This is a genomic window from Pseudomonas sp. LjRoot71 (genome assembly GCF_964253255.1).
Taxonomy (GTDB): domain Bacteria; phylum Pseudomonadota; class Gammaproteobacteria; order Pseudomonadales; family Pseudomonadaceae; genus Aquipseudomonas.
In genome coordinates this window covers 1243611-1256994 of sequence record NZ_CAXURA020000001.1, presented here as the reverse complement: position 1 = coordinate 1256994, position 13384 = coordinate 1243611, and the positions used below count along the sequence as shown (strand labels likewise).

Genomic DNA, 13384 nt, shown 5'->3' with positions numbered 1-13384 from the left:
GGTTATACTCCTGCGGCTCGCTGAATGAGCAACTTGGAGATTTTATGCTCGCACCTGTGCAGCTACTGTCGGCGAGCCGGCAAAACCTCTGGCGCCTGACTCTGATCCGCATCCTAGTGCTGGCCGCGCAGGCCGGCTCGGTGGGCCTGGCCTACAAGTCTGGCGCGCTGCCGCTGCCCTGGCTGGAGTTGAGCGTCACTCTCGGCATCTCGCTGGTGCTGTGCCTGCTGACCGCGCTGCGCCTGCGCGGCCCCTGGCCGGTGACCGAGCAGGAGTACGCGGTGCAACTGGCCTGCGACCTGATTATTCACAGCCTGTTGCTCTATTACTCAGGCGGCTCGACCAACCCCTTCGTCTCCTATTACCTGGTGCCGCTGACGATTGCGGCGGCGACCCTGCCCTGGCTCTACACCATCACCCTGTCTGGTTTGGCGCTGGGCGGTTACACCTTTCTGCTGGTGTGGTCACACCCGCTGGATTTACCCGCCGCACCGCGCGAAAGCCTGTTGATCTACGGCATGTGGCTGAGCTTCGCCCTGGCCGCCGGACTGATCACCTTCTTCGTGGCGAAGATGGCCGAAGAGCTGCGCCATCAGGAAGAGCTACGCGCCGAGCGTCGCGAGGAAGGCTTGCGCGACCAGCAGTTGCTCGCCGTGGCGACCCAGGCCGCCGGCGCGGCTCACGAGTTGGGCACGCCGCTGGCGACCATGAGCGTGCTGATCAAGGAGCTGCGCCGCGAGCATCAGGAACCGACCCTGCAAGAGGATCTGGCGGTGCTGCAGGAGCAGGTCAAGCTGTGCAAGGAAACCCTGCAGCACCTGGTGCGCGCCGCCGAGGCGGATCGGCGCCAGGCGGTGATCGAACTGTCGGCCGGGGAATGGCTGGAAGCGGCGCTCAATCGCTGGCACCTGATGCGCCCCGAGGCCAGCTATCGCTACCAGTGTCTGGGGCGTGGCGCGCCGCCGCGGATGATGCCGCCGGCCGACCTGACCCAGGCGCTGCTCAATCTGCTGAACAACGCCGCCGACGCCTGCCCGGACAACCTGGATATTCGCCTGGACTGGGATCACCAGTGGCTGCGCCTGAGCATTCGCGATTTCGGTGCTGGCGTGCCGTTGGCGATTGCCGAGCAGTTGGGGCGGCCATTTTTCACCACCAAAGGCAAAGGTTTTGGCTTGGGTTTGTTTCTCAGTCAGGCCAGCGTTACCCGTGCCGGCGGTACGGTTAAACTGTATAACCATGAAGAAGGCGGCACGCTCACCGAGCTGAAACTGCCGCGCGCCTATGGCCGAGCCTAAGGAAGCATTGAGTATGAGCGACGAAGTTCTGTTCGAAGGTGAAGAACAACCGCACCTGTTGCTGGTCGACGATGACCCAACCTTCACCCGCGTCATGGCGCGGGCCATGAGCCGTCGCGGCTTGCGCGTGTCGACCGCGGGTTCCGCCGAGGAGGGACTAGTTCTGGCCGAGCAGGATCTGCCGGACTACGCCGTGGTTGACCTGAAGATGGAAGGCGACTCCGGCCTGGTACTGCTGCCCAAGCTGCTGGAGTTGGACGCCGAAATGCGCGTGGTGATCCTTACCGGCTATTCGAGCATCGCCACCGCAGTGGAGGCGATCAAGCGCGGTGCCTGTAACTACCTGTGCAAACCCGCCGACGCCGATGATGTATTGGCCGCGTTGCTAACCCAGCATGCCGACCTGGAAACCCTGGTGCCGGATAACCCGATGTCGGTGGACCGCTTGCAGTGGGAGCACATCCAGCGCGTGCTCAGCGAGCATGAAGGCAATATCTCCGCCACTGCCCGCGCCCTGGGTATGCACCGGCGCACCTTGCAGCGCAAGTTGCAGAAGCGCCCGGTACGTCGTTGAACCGTTGATGCGGCAGCACTGTTCGCAGTGCTGCCGCGGCCTTCTTTTCTCCCCTCTCTCAGCCGTTAGAGGCTGGCGAAGAGCGGGAAAACGCCCAACAGCAATGCTGCCAGCATGATTGCCAGGCAGATAAGCACGGCCCATTTCAGGGTGAAGCGCTGCAGGTCGCCGAATTCGATCTTGGCCAGGCCGATCAGCAAATAGGTGGAAGGCACCAGCGGGCTGAGCAGGTGCACCGGCTGGCCGACAATTGAGGCGCGAGCCATTTCCACCGGACTGATGCCGTAGTTGGCGGCGGCTTCGTTGAGTACCGGCAGGATGCCGTAGTAGAACGCATCGTTGGACATAAAGAAGGTGAACGGCATGCTCACCAGCGCGGTGATCACCGCCAGATGCGGGCCGAGGGCATCCGGGATGACCGCCAGCAGGCTCTTGGACATGGCGTCGACCATGCCTGTGCCGGACAGAATGCCGGTGAAAATTCCCGCTGCGAAAATCAGTCCGACCACTGCCAGCACGTTGCCAGCGTGGGTGGCGATGCGCTCTTTCTGCTGCTGCAGACAGGGGTAGTTGATGATCATGGCGATGCTGAAGGCGATCATAAACAGCACCGGCATCGGCAACAGTCCGGCGATCAGCGTGGTCATCAGTACCACGGTGAGGGCGGCGTTGATCAGGGTCAGCTTGGGGCGGCGAGCTTCGGGGTACTGCGAAACGCTGATCTGCTCCTGGCCGGCCTGAGCGTCCGGCAGTTGCAGAATGCCCAGGCGCTTGCGCTCACGCAGGCCATAGAAATAGGCGACGGCAAACAGCACGATGGCCCCGAGTACCATGGTCGGAATCATCGGCACAAACACATCTGAGGGGTCGACATGCAGGGCGCTGGCGGCGCGCGCGGTCGGCCCGCCCCAGGGCGTCATGTTCATGATGCCGCCGGCCATGATGATCAGACCGGCCATGATGGTCGGGCTCATCTTCAGGCGGCTGTACAGCGGCAGCATGGCACCGACGCAGATCATGTAGGTGGTCGAGCCGTCGCCGTCGAGTGAGACGATCAGCGCCAGGGCCACGGTGCCGACAGCCACTTTCAGCGGGTCGCCCTTGACCAGCTTGAGGATCAGGCGTACTGGCGGGTCGAACAGCCCCGAGTCGATCATGATGGCGAAATAGAGGATGGCGAACATCAGCATCACCCCGGTCGGCGCGAGCTTGCTGATGCCTTCGAGCATCATCGGGCCGATGTCAGTGGCAAAGCCGCCGATCAGGGCGAAGGCGATGGGGATGATGATCAGCGCGATCAGCGCGGACAGGCGCTTGCTCATGATCAGGTACATAAAGGTGATGACCATGGCAAAGCCAAGGAAAGTCAGCATGACGAGTCTCCGGGTGAGTGGGTGCTGAAAGCAGGACGCGGCCTTAACGAGGCAGCAGTTGCAATCGAGTCGGGCGGAGACGGGGCGGGTACGCGCTGGTGCGCGTGCAGAGCGGCAAAGTAAACATGGCAATCACCGTTGTTGTTTTTGTCAGGTGCGCAGGCGTGCTGGCAGCCGGGGTGGCCGAGTCAAGTCAGCCGTGGGGCGATTCTATGAACGCAAGCTTTCAGCCAGCTTTCGCGGGCCTGCTACCGGTCGGCTTTTGCCGATTGAACGTATCCGCCTGAAAGCGGGCTGAAAGTCTGGCCTGTTATGATTCGCAGCCTTCCGTTGTGCGGCGCTCTGGCATGTTGGCAATCTTTTCGCAAATTCTCGGCATTACGGCGCCGGTGTTCGCCATGCTGTTTCTTGGCATGCTGCTCAAGCGCCTGGGGCAGATCGACGCTGCTTTTGTCAGCACTGCTACTGCCCTGGTGTTCAACGTCAGTATGCCGGCCATGCTGTTTCTCGCCATCTTGCATGCTGACCTGAGTACGGCCTTGCAGCCGGCGCTGCTCGGCTATTTTGTGTTGGCGACCGTGCTGGGCTTTTTACTGGTGTGGGGTTGGGCGCTGTGGCGGGTGCCGCGGGTAGACCGTGGCGTGTATGTGCAGGGGGCGTTTCGCGGCAATAACGGGATTATCGGCCTGGCGCTGGCCACCAGCCTGTACGGCGATTACGGCCTGTCGCTCGGCGGCATACTCGGTGGCGTGGTGATCCTCAGTTACAACAGCCTGTCGGCGATTGTTCTGGCGATCTACAGCCCGAATGCCAAGGCCAGCGTGTGGAGCATCAGCAAGAGCATTCTGCGTAATCCGCTGATTCTCGGGGTGCTGACGGCAATCCCGTTCGCTTACTGGCAGGTGCGTCTGCCGGTCTGGCTGACCACCTCGGGTGAATACCTGGCGCAACTGACCCTGCCGCTGGCGCTGATCTGCATTGGCGCCACGCTGTCGCTGGCGGCACTGCGTGAAAGCGGCAAGCTGGCCTTGGGTGCCAGCCTGATGAAGATGGTCTGGCTGCCACTGCTGGGCACCCTTGGCGCATTTTTCTGCGGTTTCCGCCAGGCCGAACTGGGCATTCTGTTCCTGTTCTTTGCCAGCCCGACCGCAGCGGCCAGCTTCGTCATGGCCAAGGCAGCGGGCGGTAACCATCAGTTGGCGGCGGCGATCATTGTTATCACCACCCTGGCGGCGGCGATTACCACCAATATTGGCCTGTTCGTGCTGCAATGGGGCGGCTGGATCTAGATGCTGATCCGTTAAGAAAAACGCCATGCATGCTTCGGTAGGGTGCGCTGTGCGCACCGCGAGGCGGGTGTAAATATCGCTAGGTGTGCACGGCGCACCCTACACCCCCTCTATCGCTTTAATTGCCCGGTGCTGGGTTTTGGTAATCGTCGATCACTTCCTGCGCGGCGCGAAAGGCGTCGATAGCGGCCGGCACGCCGGCATACACCGCACAGTGCAACAGGGTTTCGCGGATTTCTTCGACCGTGCAGCCGTTGTTCAGCGCACCGCGCACATGGCCTTTCAGCTCTTGCGGGCATTTCAGCGCGGTCAGCGCCGAGAGGGTGATCAGGCTACGGGTCTTGCGATCAAGGCCGTCGCGGGTCCATACGCCGCCCCAGGCGTGTTCATTGACGAAATCCTGCAATGGCTGGGTAAAGTCGGTGGCGTTGCCCAGGGCGCGGTCGACGAAGGCGTCGCCCATCACCTCGCGGCGCACTTTCAAACCTTGGTCATGTGTGTCGCTCATCGGTTAAATCTCCTGACCACGCTGTTTGTGCCAGGCGCGGCCGGCAATGATCACCAGGGTCACGGCGGTCAGTGGCAGGGCGTAGCCGAGCATGGCGTCACCGAAGACTTCAGCGAACGGCTTGCCCGTCGACGACAGCACCAGATAGACCGTGTAGGCCACGTAATAAGCCAGGAACAGCAGACCTTCCCAGCGGTTGACACGATAGCCGGCGAAGAAGATCGGCAAACAGGCCACGGCTACTGCAATCATCACCGGGAAGTCGAAGGCTAGTGCGTTGGCGGCGACGCTGATGGCCTGCGGCGACACCAGTGAAGCCAGGCCCAGCACGCAGAGCAGGTTGAAGATGTTGCTGCCAACGATATTGCCCACGGCGATATCGCGCTCGCCCTTGATGGCAGCCAGCACCGAGGTGGCCAGCTCCGGCAATGAAGTGCCGACAGCGACCACGGTCAGGCCGATCACCAGCTCGGAGATGCCCAGCGCACGGGCCATGGTGACAGCGCTCTCAACCAGGAAGTTGGAGCCACTGACCAGCAGCACCAGGCCGGCAATGATCAGACCTAGGTTGATCGCCCAGGCGTAGGGTTTGGTCGGCTCATTGAGGCCGAACTCCTTGGCAAACTCGTCATCCTCATTGGCGCTCTTGTCGCGGCGCGAGCTGATAATCAGGAAAGCGGTGTAGGCGAGGATGCCGGCAAACAGCAGGGCGCCATCGAGGCGGCTGAGACTGCCGTCCCAGGCTAGGGCGTAAACCACCAGGCTGGCGCCGATCATGATCGGCACATCCAGGCGGATCAGCTGGCGCGATACGATCAGTGGGGCGATCAGTGCGGTCAGGCCGAGGATAAACAACACGTTGGCGATATTGCTGCCGACCACGTTGCCAATCGCCAGATCACCACTGCCATCCAGTGCGGCTTGTACGCTGACGGCGGTTTCCGGCGCGCTGGTGCCGAAGGCCACCACGGTCAGGCCGATGATCAGCGGAGGAATGCCGAATTGTGCCGCCAGCTTGGCCGCGCCGCGTACCAGTACCTCGGCACCGGCAACCAGCAGCACCAGGCCTGCGATCAGATAAACAAAGGTCATCAGGGTCATTGCGGGAAGCTCCAGAAAAGTGGCGCTAGTTTAGTCATCGGTATGCGGGCCGCCAGAGGCAGGTGCAGGCACTGGCGCGGTTCTTTGTAAACAGCTGTGTTCAGTCGGCCAGTTGCTCTACCCGCACGGGCACGACGCCGTCGCGCAGCATGTCCAGCTGTTCAGCGGCTTTCTGCGATAGGTCGATGATGCGTTTCTTGGTGAAGGGGCCGCGATCATTGATACGCACCACCACGCGCTTGTCGTTGCGTAGGTTAGTCACCTGTACCCGGCTGCCGAAGGGCAGGCTGCGGTGCGCGGCGGTCAGCGCATTCTGGTCGAAGCGCTCGCCGCTGGCGGTTTTATTGCCATGGTGGCGCGCACCGTAATAGGAGGCCTGGCCTTCGGCGCGGTAACCCTGTGGGTCAACCTGGCCTTGATGGCTGGCGCAGGCGCTGAGCAGCAAGCTGGTGATGGCGATCAGTAACAGGCGCATGGTGGCTCCCAGGCAGTTTGACGGCGGACAAAACAACGCCGGGCTGACCCGGCGTTGTGTGTTACGGAAAAGCTCAGCCTTCGAGCTTTTTCTTCAGCAGTTCGTTCACCTGGCCGGGGTTGGCCTTACCCTTGGAGGCCTTCATCGCCTGACCGACGAAGAAACCAAACATCTTGCCGCGTTTGGCTTCGTCGCTGGCTCGGTACTGTTCGACCTGTTCCGCGTTGGCGGCCAGCACTTCATCCAGCATCGCTTCGATGGCGCCGGAGTCGGTGACCTGCTTAAGGCCTTTGGCTTCGATGATGGCATCAGCGGACTCACCTTCACCGGCGGCCAGGGCCTCGAAGACCATCTTGGCGATCTTGCCGCTGATGGTGTTGTCCTTGATGCGCAGGATCATGCCGCCCAGTTGTTCGGCGGATACCGGCGACTGGTCGATGTCCAGGTTGTCCTTGTTGAGCAGGCTGGACAGCTCGCCCATCACCCAGTTGGCGGCCAGCTTGGCATCGCCACACACGCTGTTGACCGCCTCGAAGTAATCGGCCAGTTCGCGGCTGGCGGCCAGCACGGTGGCGTCGTAGGCGGACAGGCCGAACTGCGCCTCGAAGCGCTCGCGCTTCTGCACCGGCAGTTCCGGCAGGCTGGCGCGCACGTCGTCGAGGAAGCTCTGCTCGATCACCACCGGTAGCAGGTCGGGGCAGGGGAAGTAACGGTAGTCGTTGGCTTCTTCCTTGCTGCGCATGGAGCGGGTCTGATCCTTGTTCGGATCGTACAGGCGGGTTTCCTGCACCACCTTGCCGCCATCTTCGATCAGCTCGATCTGCCGTTGCACTTCGTGGTTGATGGCTTTTTCGATAAAGCGGAACGAGTTGACGTTCTTGATCTCGGCGCGCGTGCCGAACTCGGCCTGGCCTTTCGGGCGGACCGAGACGTTGCAGTCGCAGCGCAGCGAGCCTTCGGCCATATTGCCGTCACAAATCCCCAGGTAACGTACCAGCGCGTGGATCGCCTTAACGTAGGCCACCGCTTCCTTGGCCGAACGGATATCCGGCTCGGAAACGATTTCCAGCAGCGGCGTGCCTGCGCGGTTGAGGTCGATGCCGCTCATGCCGTGGAAGTCTTCGTGCAGGCTCTTGCCGGCGTCTTCTTCCAGGTGCGCGCGGGTGATGCCGATGCGTTTCTGCGTACCGTCTTCCAGGGTGATGTCGAGGAAGCCCTTGCCGACGATGGGGTGATCCATCTGGCTGGTCTGGTAGCCCTTGGGCAGGTCGGGGTAGAAGTAGTTCTTGCGCGCGAAGACGTTCTGCGCCGCGATCTCGGCATCAATCGCCAGGCCGAACTTGCAGGCCATGCGCACCGCTTCAGCGTTGAGCACCGGCAGGGTGCCGGGCATGCCGAGGTCAACCAGGCTGGCCTGGGTGTTGGGCTCGGCGCCGAAGGCGATGGCGCTGGCGGAAAAAATCTTCGATTGGGTGCTGAGCTGGGCGTGAATTTCCAGCCCGATTACGGTTTCCCATTGCATGTCAGTCGTCCTCAGAATCCAGCCGGGGCTTGTGTGTGCCAGTCAGTAACCTGTTGGTACTGGTGGGCGACGTTGAGCAAGCGGCCTTCCTGGAAGTAAGGGGCGAGCAGTTGCACACCGACCGGCAGGCCATCGACAAAGCCAGCAGGCATCGACAGGCCGGGGATGCCGGCCAGGTTGGCGGTGATGGTGTAGATGTCTTCCAGATAGGCAGCGACCGGATCGCTGTTCTTCTCGCCCAGCTTCCAGGCCAGGTTCGGCGTGGTTGGGCCGATGATCACGTCGACGTCATTAAAGGCGGCGACGAAGTCGTTCTTGATCAAACGACGAATTTTCTGCGCCTTCAGGTAATAGGCATCGTAGTAACCGGCGGACAGTGCGTAGGTGCCAACCATGATGCGACGCTTCACTTCTGCACCAAAGCCTTCGCCGCGTGAGCGCTTGTACAGGTCCTGCAGGTCTTTCGGGTTCTCGCAGCGGTAGCCGAAGCGCACGCCGTCAAAGCGCGACAGGTTGCTGCTGGCTTCGGCGGGGGCGATCACGTAGTAGGCGGGAATCGCGTGCTGCATATTCGGCAGGCTGATGTCCTTGACGGTCGCGCCGAGCTTTTTCAGCGCTTCCACTACAGCCATCACTTTCTCACCGATACGCGCGTCGAGGCCGGCGCCGAAGTATTCCTTCGGCAGGCCGATACGCAGACCGCTCAACGGCTGGCTCAGGGCGGCGAGGTAGTCGTCAACCGGTTGATCGACGCTGGTGGAGTCCTTGGTATCGAAACCGGCCATGGCTTGCAGCATCAGTGCGCAGTCTTCTGCTGTGCGGGCCAATGGGCCGCCCTGATCGAGGCTGGAGGCGTAGGCGATCATGCCCCAGCGCGAGACGCGGCCGTAGGTCGGCTTGATCCCGGTGAGGTTGGTCAGCGCGGCAGGTTGGCGAATCGAGCCGCCGGTATCGGTGCCAGTGGCGGCCGGCAGCAGACGTGCAGCCACAGCGGCCGCCGAACCACCGGAAGAGCCGCCGGGCACGCGAGTCAGGTCCCAGGGATTTTTCACCGCGCCGTAGTGGCTGGATTCGTTGGCCGAACCCATGGCGAACTCGTCCATGTTCAGCTTGCCCAGGGTCACCGCGCCGGCGCTGGCGAGCTTCTCGACCACCGTGGCGTTATACGGGGCCTTGAAGCCGTTGAGGATTTTCGAGCCGCAGCTGGTCAGTACGTTTTCGGTACAGAACAGGTCCTTGTGGCCGATTGGTGCGCCAAGCAGGGCGCCGTTTTCGCCAGCGGCGCGGCGGGCGTCGGCGGCTTTGGCCTGACTCAGGGCCAGGTCTTCGGTGACGCTGATGAAACTGTTGAGCTGCGGGTCGAGCTGAGTGATGCGCGCCAATAGGCTGCGGGTCAGTTCTTCAGCGGAAAACTGCTTGTCGGCGAGTCCGCGGGCGATCTCGGCCAGGGTAAATTGATGCATGGCTAGGCTTTTTCCCTTACTCGATGACTTTCGGAACCAGGTACAGGCCGTTTTCCACGGCCGGGGCGATGGCCTGGTAGGCCTCGCGCTGGTTGCGTTCGGTGACCTGGTCGGCGCGCAGGCGCTGAGTGGCTTCCAGTGGGTGAGCCAGCGGCTCGATGCCGTCGGTGTTGACGGCCTGCATCTGATCAATCAGGCCGAGAATATTATTGAGGGTCGCAGTGGTCCCCGGAATATCGGCTTCATTCAGGCCCAGTCGAGCCAGATGAGCGATTTTCTCCACGTCGGAGCGGTCAAGCGCCATCAAGTTTCTCCCTATATAAAGCAGCGCCGTTGCGGGCTGCTTTTAGAAATGTGAACGGGTCGTCATGCATGTAAATGCAGGGAACAGACCGTGACAGGTGGCGGTCAAAGGCCGCGATGATGGGCCGTAAAGCCCGGAAAAACCGGCAATCTAACATATTGGTGCCTTGCTCAAAATCCCTGCCGTTGTTAGAGTTTGCCGCACTTTTTTACCCACGCGTTGCCTAGGGTCCCTATCCCATGTTCAAAAAACTGCGTGGCATGTTTTCCAGCGATCTGTCGATTGACCTGGGCACTGCCAATACCCTGATTTACGTCCGCGAGCGCGGCATCGTCCTGAACGAGCCGTCGGTCGTGGCTATCCGCACCCACGGTAACCAGAAAAGCGTGGTGGCGGTCGGTACCGAAGCCAAACGCATGCTCGGCCGTACCCCCGGCAATATTGCCGCTATCCGCCCAATGAAAGACGGCGTGATCGCCGACTTCAGCGTGTGCGAAAAGATGCTGCAGTACTTCATCAACAAAGTTCACGAAAACAGCTTCCTGCAGCCGTCGCCGCGCGTGCTGATCTGCGTACCGTGCAAGTCGACCCAGGTCGAGCGTCGCGCCATCCGTGAATCGGCCCTCGGTGCCGGTGCCCGTGAAGTGTTCCTGATCGAAGAGCCAATGGCTGCTGCCATCGGTGCCGGCCTGCCGGTTGAAGAAGCTCGCGGTTCGATGGTCGTCGATATCGGTGGTGGTACCACTGAAATCGCCCTGATCTCGCTGAACGGCGTGGTCTACGCCGAATCCGTACGTGTTGGCGGCGACCGCTTCGACGAAGCGATCATCACTTACGTGCGCCGCAATTACGGTTCGCTGATCGGTGAATCCACCGCTGAGCGGATCAAGCAGGAAATCGGCACCGCCTACGCCGGTGGCGAACTGCGTGAAGTCGACGTACGTGGTCGTAACCTGGCTGAAGGCGTACCGCGCAGCTTTACCCTGAACTCCAATGAAGTGCTCGAAGCGCTGCAGGAATCCCTGGCGACCATCGTCCAGGCGGTGAAGAGCGCACTGGAGCAATCGCCACCAGAACTGGCGTCCGATATCGCCGAGCGCGGCCTGGTGCTGACCGGCGGTGGCGCGTTGCTGCGCGATCTGGATAAGCTGCTGTCGCAGGAAACCGGCCTGCCGGTGATCGTTGCCGAAGACCCGCTGACCTGCGTGGCTCGCGGTGGCGGCAAGGCACTGGAAATGATGGATCGCCACACCATGGACCTGCTGTCCTCGGAGTAAGGCACCACCGTTCCACGTCCTAAGCTGCAACCGGGTTCTGCCCGCTTGCAGCTTTTTGTTTGCTGCCTGACGCCGTGAGGAGCTGCTGATCAAACCGCTATTTGCCAAAGGACCTTCGCTGGGTGTGCGCCTGTTGGTGTTCACCGTGCTGTCGGCTGCGCTGATGGTGGTCGATGCGCGCTTCACCCTGTTGCAGCCGCTGCGCGCGCAGCTTGGCTTGATCGTCGAGCCGGTTTACTGGGCTGGGCGCTTGCCGGTACGCCTGTGGGAAAGCGCTACGCAGGAATTGAGCAGCCGCAGCGAACTGACCGCCGAGAACGAAAAGCTCAAAGCTGAACAGTTGATGATGCAGCGCCGCCTGCAAAAGCTTGCCGCCCTTACCGAGCAGAACGTGCGTCTGCGTGAGCTGCTCAACTCGGCTGCGCTGGTCGACGACGACGTGCTGGCCACCGAGTTGATCGGCATTGACCCCAACCCCTTTACTCACCGCATTCTGATCGACAAAGGCGAAAAGGACGGTGTGGTGATGGGCCAGCCGGTGCTGGATGCGCGCGGCCTGATGGGGCAGGTGGTCGAGGTCATGCCGTATACCTCGCGCGTGTTGCTGCTGACGGACACTACCCACAGCATTCCGGTGCAGGTCAATCGCAATGGCCTGCGTGCCATTGCCAGCGGTACCGGTAACCCGGAACGGCTGGAGCTGCGCCATGTGGCGGACACCGCTGACATAAAAGAAGGTGATCTGCTGGTCAGCTCCGGTCTTGGTCAGCGTTTCCCGGCCGGTTATCCGGTGGCCATGGTCAGTGAAGTGATCCACGACTCGGGGCAACCCTTTGCCATCGTGCGTGCGGTGCCAACCGCCATGCTCAACCGCAGCCGTTACATGCTGTTGGTGTTTACTGATCCGCGCACCCCGGAACAGCGCGCCACCGAGTCGGCGCAGGCTCAGGAAGCCCTGGACCGAGAAATTCTGCAGCAGGCACAACCCGCGACTCAGGCTGCCGAAGCGCCTGCGACCCCCGCCACTCCGCCGGAGGCAGCGCAATAATGGCCGCACGTGCGAGCAATACCTGGTTTGTCTGGCTGACCCTGGCTCTGGCGCTGTTGCTTAGCGTGGCCAGCATGCCGAAGTTTATGGAACTGGGTCGCCCGCTGTGGCTGGCCCTGTTTCTGACCTACTGGGTGTTGGCGCTGCCACACCGGGTGGGCATGACCACTGCTTGGGCCCTGGGGCTGCTGGCGGATGTGCTGAATGGCACCCTGCTGGGGCAGAATGCCCTGATCCTGACCCTGATCACCTTCCTGGTGCTGACCCTGCACCAGCGTCTGCGCATGTTCCCGATGTGGCAGCAGAGCACCGTGTTGCTGGTGGTTTTCGGCCTGGCTCAGCTGGTGCAGCTGTGGCTCAACGCCCTGACCGGTAGCCGCCCGCCGACCCTGGCCTTCGTGCTGCCAGCGCTGGTCAGTGCCTTGCTCTGGCCCTGGGTCTGCGCAATCTTGCGTGGGCTGCATCAGCGCATCGGCGTTAACTGAGCAGGTCGCCTCGGCCTTGCACCATCTGACAGGGAGAAGTCTGCATGGCCACCCTCTATCTTGCCTCCGGGTCGCCGCGTCGGCGTGAGTTGCTGACGCAGATTGGTGTGCCCTTCCTCACGCAAATCGCACCGATTGATGAAAATGCATTGCCAGGCGAGTCGCCACTCGCCTATGTAGAGCGTCTGGCGCGTGCCAAGGGGCACGCCGGGCTGGCTGCACTGGCCGATGCAGACGGTGCGGTGGTGCTGGGAGCCGATACAGCGGTGGTGCTCGATGGACGCATTCTCGTCAAGCCACGCGACCGTGCCGACGCCCTGGCGACCTTGCAGGCTCTGTCCGGACGCAGCCACCAGGTACTCACGGCGGTGGCCTTGGTCAGCCGCGAACGGCAGGCCTCGCAGGTGGTCACAAGCCAGGTGACCTTCCGCCCGTTGACTCAGGCGGAAATCGAGGCCTACTGGGCCAGCGGCGAGCCGCAGGACAAAGCCGGCAGTTATGGAATCCAGGGTCTGGCGGCGGTGTTTGTCAGTCAGCTGCAAGGCAGCTACTCGGCAGTGGTAGGGTTACCCCTGTGTGAGACCGCAGCGTTACTCGCAGAATTTGCTATTCCGTGCTGGCAGACAGTGCCGGTCAACAGTTAAGAGGCTACCGCTTCAACCAAGGG

At 62.0% G+C, this 13384-nt stretch carries 14 protein-coding genes; 7 read left to right on the top strand and 7 right to left on the bottom strand.

Annotation, left to right across the window (positions count from 1 at the left end; translation table 11 throughout):
• Positions 1-44 precede the first annotated feature (44 nt).
• Both ACSQ17_RS05940 and ACSQ17_RS05935 read left to right on the top strand, forming a co-directional pair.
• Positions 45-1298, top strand: a complete 1254-nt coding sequence (locus ACSQ17_RS05940; protein WP_436067983.1) for an ATP-binding protein — start codon at positions 45-47, stop codon at positions 1296-1298.
• A 13-nt stretch (positions 1299-1311) separates the two neighbouring features.
• Positions 1312-1872 carry a response regulator transcription factor gene (locus ACSQ17_RS05935; protein ID WP_436067982.1) on the top strand — a complete coding sequence of 187 codons (561 nt, stop codon included), beginning with the start codon at positions 1312-1314 and terminating at the stop codon, positions 1870-1872.
• Positions 1873-1937: 65 nt separating this feature from the next.
• Here the strand turns inward: ACSQ17_RS05935 and ACSQ17_RS05930 are convergent, their stop codons facing one another.
• On the bottom strand, positions 1938-3245 hold the full coding sequence (locus ACSQ17_RS05930) for a CitMHS family transporter (RefSeq protein WP_436067981.1): 1308 nt from the start codon (positions 3243-3245) through the stop codon (positions 1938-1940).
• 347 nt (positions 3246-3592) lie between these two features.
• On the opposite strand from ACSQ17_RS05930, the gene ACSQ17_RS05925 reads away from it, so the two are divergent.
• Positions 3593-4534, top strand: coding sequence for an AEC family transporter (locus ACSQ17_RS05925; RefSeq protein WP_436067980.1), 942 nt, complete (start codon positions 3593-3595; stop codon positions 4532-4534).
• 118 nt (positions 4535-4652) lie between these two features.
• On the opposite strand, the gene pcaC is transcribed toward ACSQ17_RS05925, so the two are convergent.
• From pcaC to gatC, 6 genes are all read right to left on the bottom strand, one after another.
• Positions 4653-5042 carry a 4-carboxymuconolactone decarboxylase gene (gene pcaC, locus ACSQ17_RS05920; RefSeq protein ID WP_436067979.1) on the bottom strand — a complete coding sequence of 130 codons (390 nt, stop codon included), beginning with the start codon at positions 5040-5042 and terminating at the stop codon, positions 4653-4655.
• Positions 5043-5045: 3 nt separating this feature from the next.
• Positions 5046-6143, bottom strand: coding sequence for a calcium/sodium antiporter (locus ACSQ17_RS05915; RefSeq protein WP_436067978.1), 1098 nt, complete (start codon positions 6141-6143; stop codon positions 5046-5048).
• Positions 6144-6243: 100 nt separating this feature from the next.
• Positions 6244-6618 (bottom strand): septal ring lytic transglycosylase RlpA family protein, encoded by a 375-nt coding sequence (locus tag ACSQ17_RS05910; protein WP_436067977.1) that lies wholly within the window; start codon positions 6616-6618, stop codon positions 6244-6246.
• Between the two features lie 73 nt (positions 6619-6691).
• Positions 6692-8140: an Asp-tRNA(Asn)/Glu-tRNA(Gln) amidotransferase subunit GatB gene (gene gatB / locus ACSQ17_RS05905; protein WP_436067976.1), complete on the bottom strand. Its 1449-nt coding sequence runs from the start codon at positions 8138-8140 to the stop codon at positions 6692-6694.
• Positions 8141-8151: 11 nt separating this feature from the next.
• Positions 8152-9603, bottom strand: a complete 1452-nt coding sequence (gatA, locus tag ACSQ17_RS05900) for an Asp-tRNA(Asn)/Glu-tRNA(Gln) amidotransferase subunit GatA (RefSeq protein WP_436067975.1) — start codon at positions 9601-9603, stop codon at positions 8152-8154.
• A gap of 16 nt (positions 9604-9619) precedes the next feature.
• Positions 9620-9907 carry an Asp-tRNA(Asn)/Glu-tRNA(Gln) amidotransferase subunit GatC gene (gene gatC, locus ACSQ17_RS05895; protein WP_436067974.1) on the bottom strand — a complete coding sequence of 96 codons (288 nt, stop codon included), beginning with the start codon at positions 9905-9907 and terminating at the stop codon, positions 9620-9622.
• 239 nt (positions 9908-10146) lie between these two features.
• Between gatC and mreB the strand changes: the two genes are divergently transcribed.
• The 4 genes from mreB to ACSQ17_RS05875 all read left to right on the top strand — a co-directional run bounded on the left by mreB (position 10147) and on the right by ACSQ17_RS05875 (position 13361).
• Entirely contained in the window at positions 10147-11184 is a 1038-nt protein-coding gene (mreB, locus tag ACSQ17_RS05890; RefSeq protein WP_090255536.1) for a rod shape-determining protein MreB, read from the top strand.
• 136 nt (positions 11185-11320) lie between these two features.
• Positions 11321-12232, top strand: coding sequence for a rod shape-determining protein MreC (gene mreC / locus ACSQ17_RS05885; RefSeq protein ID WP_436070434.1), 912 nt, complete (start codon positions 11321-11323; stop codon positions 12230-12232).
• On the top strand, positions 12232-12717 hold the full coding sequence (mreD, locus tag ACSQ17_RS05880; RefSeq protein ID WP_436067973.1) for a rod shape-determining protein MreD: 486 nt from the start codon (positions 12232-12234) through the stop codon (positions 12715-12717). The genes mreC and mreD overlap by 1 nt, the downstream gene beginning before the upstream one ends.
• A gap of 44 nt (positions 12718-12761) precedes the next feature.
• On the top strand, positions 12762-13361 hold the full coding sequence (locus ACSQ17_RS05875) for a Maf family protein (protein ID WP_436067972.1): 600 nt from the start codon (positions 12762-12764) through the stop codon (positions 13359-13361).
• Positions 13362-13384 lie beyond the last annotated feature (23 nt).

What these genes read in the sequence shown, in the direction of transcription:
- mreB (WP_090255536.1), top strand. Translation starts at nt 10,147, where the DNA reads ATGTTCAAAAAACTGCGTGGCATGTTTTCCAGCGATCTGTCGATTGAC.
- ACSQ17_RS05930 (WP_436067981.1), bottom strand. Translation starts at nt 3,245, where the DNA reads ATGCTGACTTTCCTTGGCTTTGCCATGGTCATCACCTTTATGTACCTG.
- gatC (WP_436067974.1), bottom strand. Translation starts at nt 9,907, where the DNA reads ATGGCGCTTGACCGCTCCGACGTGGAGAAAATCGCTCATCTGGCTCGA.
- gatA (WP_436067975.1), bottom strand. Translation starts at nt 9,603, where the DNA reads ATGCATCAATTTACCCTGGCCGAGATCGCCCGCGGACTCGCCGACAAG.
- ACSQ17_RS05925 (WP_436067980.1), top strand. Translation starts at nt 3,593, where the DNA reads ATGTTGGCAATCTTTTCGCAAATTCTCGGCATTACGGCGCCGGTGTTC.
- mreD (WP_436067973.1), top strand. Translation starts at nt 12,232, where the DNA reads ATGGCCGCACGTGCGAGCAATACCTGGTTTGTCTGGCTGACCCTGGCT.
- ACSQ17_RS05935 (WP_436067982.1), top strand. Translation starts at nt 1,312, where the DNA reads ATGAGCGACGAAGTTCTGTTCGAAGGTGAAGAACAACCGCACCTGTTG.
- ACSQ17_RS05940 (WP_436067983.1), top strand. Translation starts at nt 45, where the DNA reads ATGCTCGCACCTGTGCAGCTACTGTCGGCGAGCCGGCAAAACCTCTGG.
- gatB (WP_436067976.1), bottom strand. Translation starts at nt 8,140, where the DNA reads ATGCAATGGGAAACCGTAATCGGGCTGGAAATTCACGCCCAGCTCAGC.
- ACSQ17_RS05875 (WP_436067972.1), top strand. Translation starts at nt 12,762, where the DNA reads ATGGCCACCCTCTATCTTGCCTCCGGGTCGCCGCGTCGGCGTGAGTTG.
- pcaC (WP_436067979.1), bottom strand. Translation starts at nt 5,042, where the DNA reads ATGAGCGACACACATGACCAAGGTTTGAAAGTGCGCCGCGAGGTGATG.
- ACSQ17_RS05910 (WP_436067977.1), bottom strand. Translation starts at nt 6,618, where the DNA reads ATGCGCCTGTTACTGATCGCCATCACCAGCTTGCTGCTCAGCGCCTGC.
- ACSQ17_RS05915 (WP_436067978.1), bottom strand. Translation starts at nt 6,143, where the DNA reads ATGACCCTGATGACCTTTGTTTATCTGATCGCAGGCCTGGTGCTGCTG.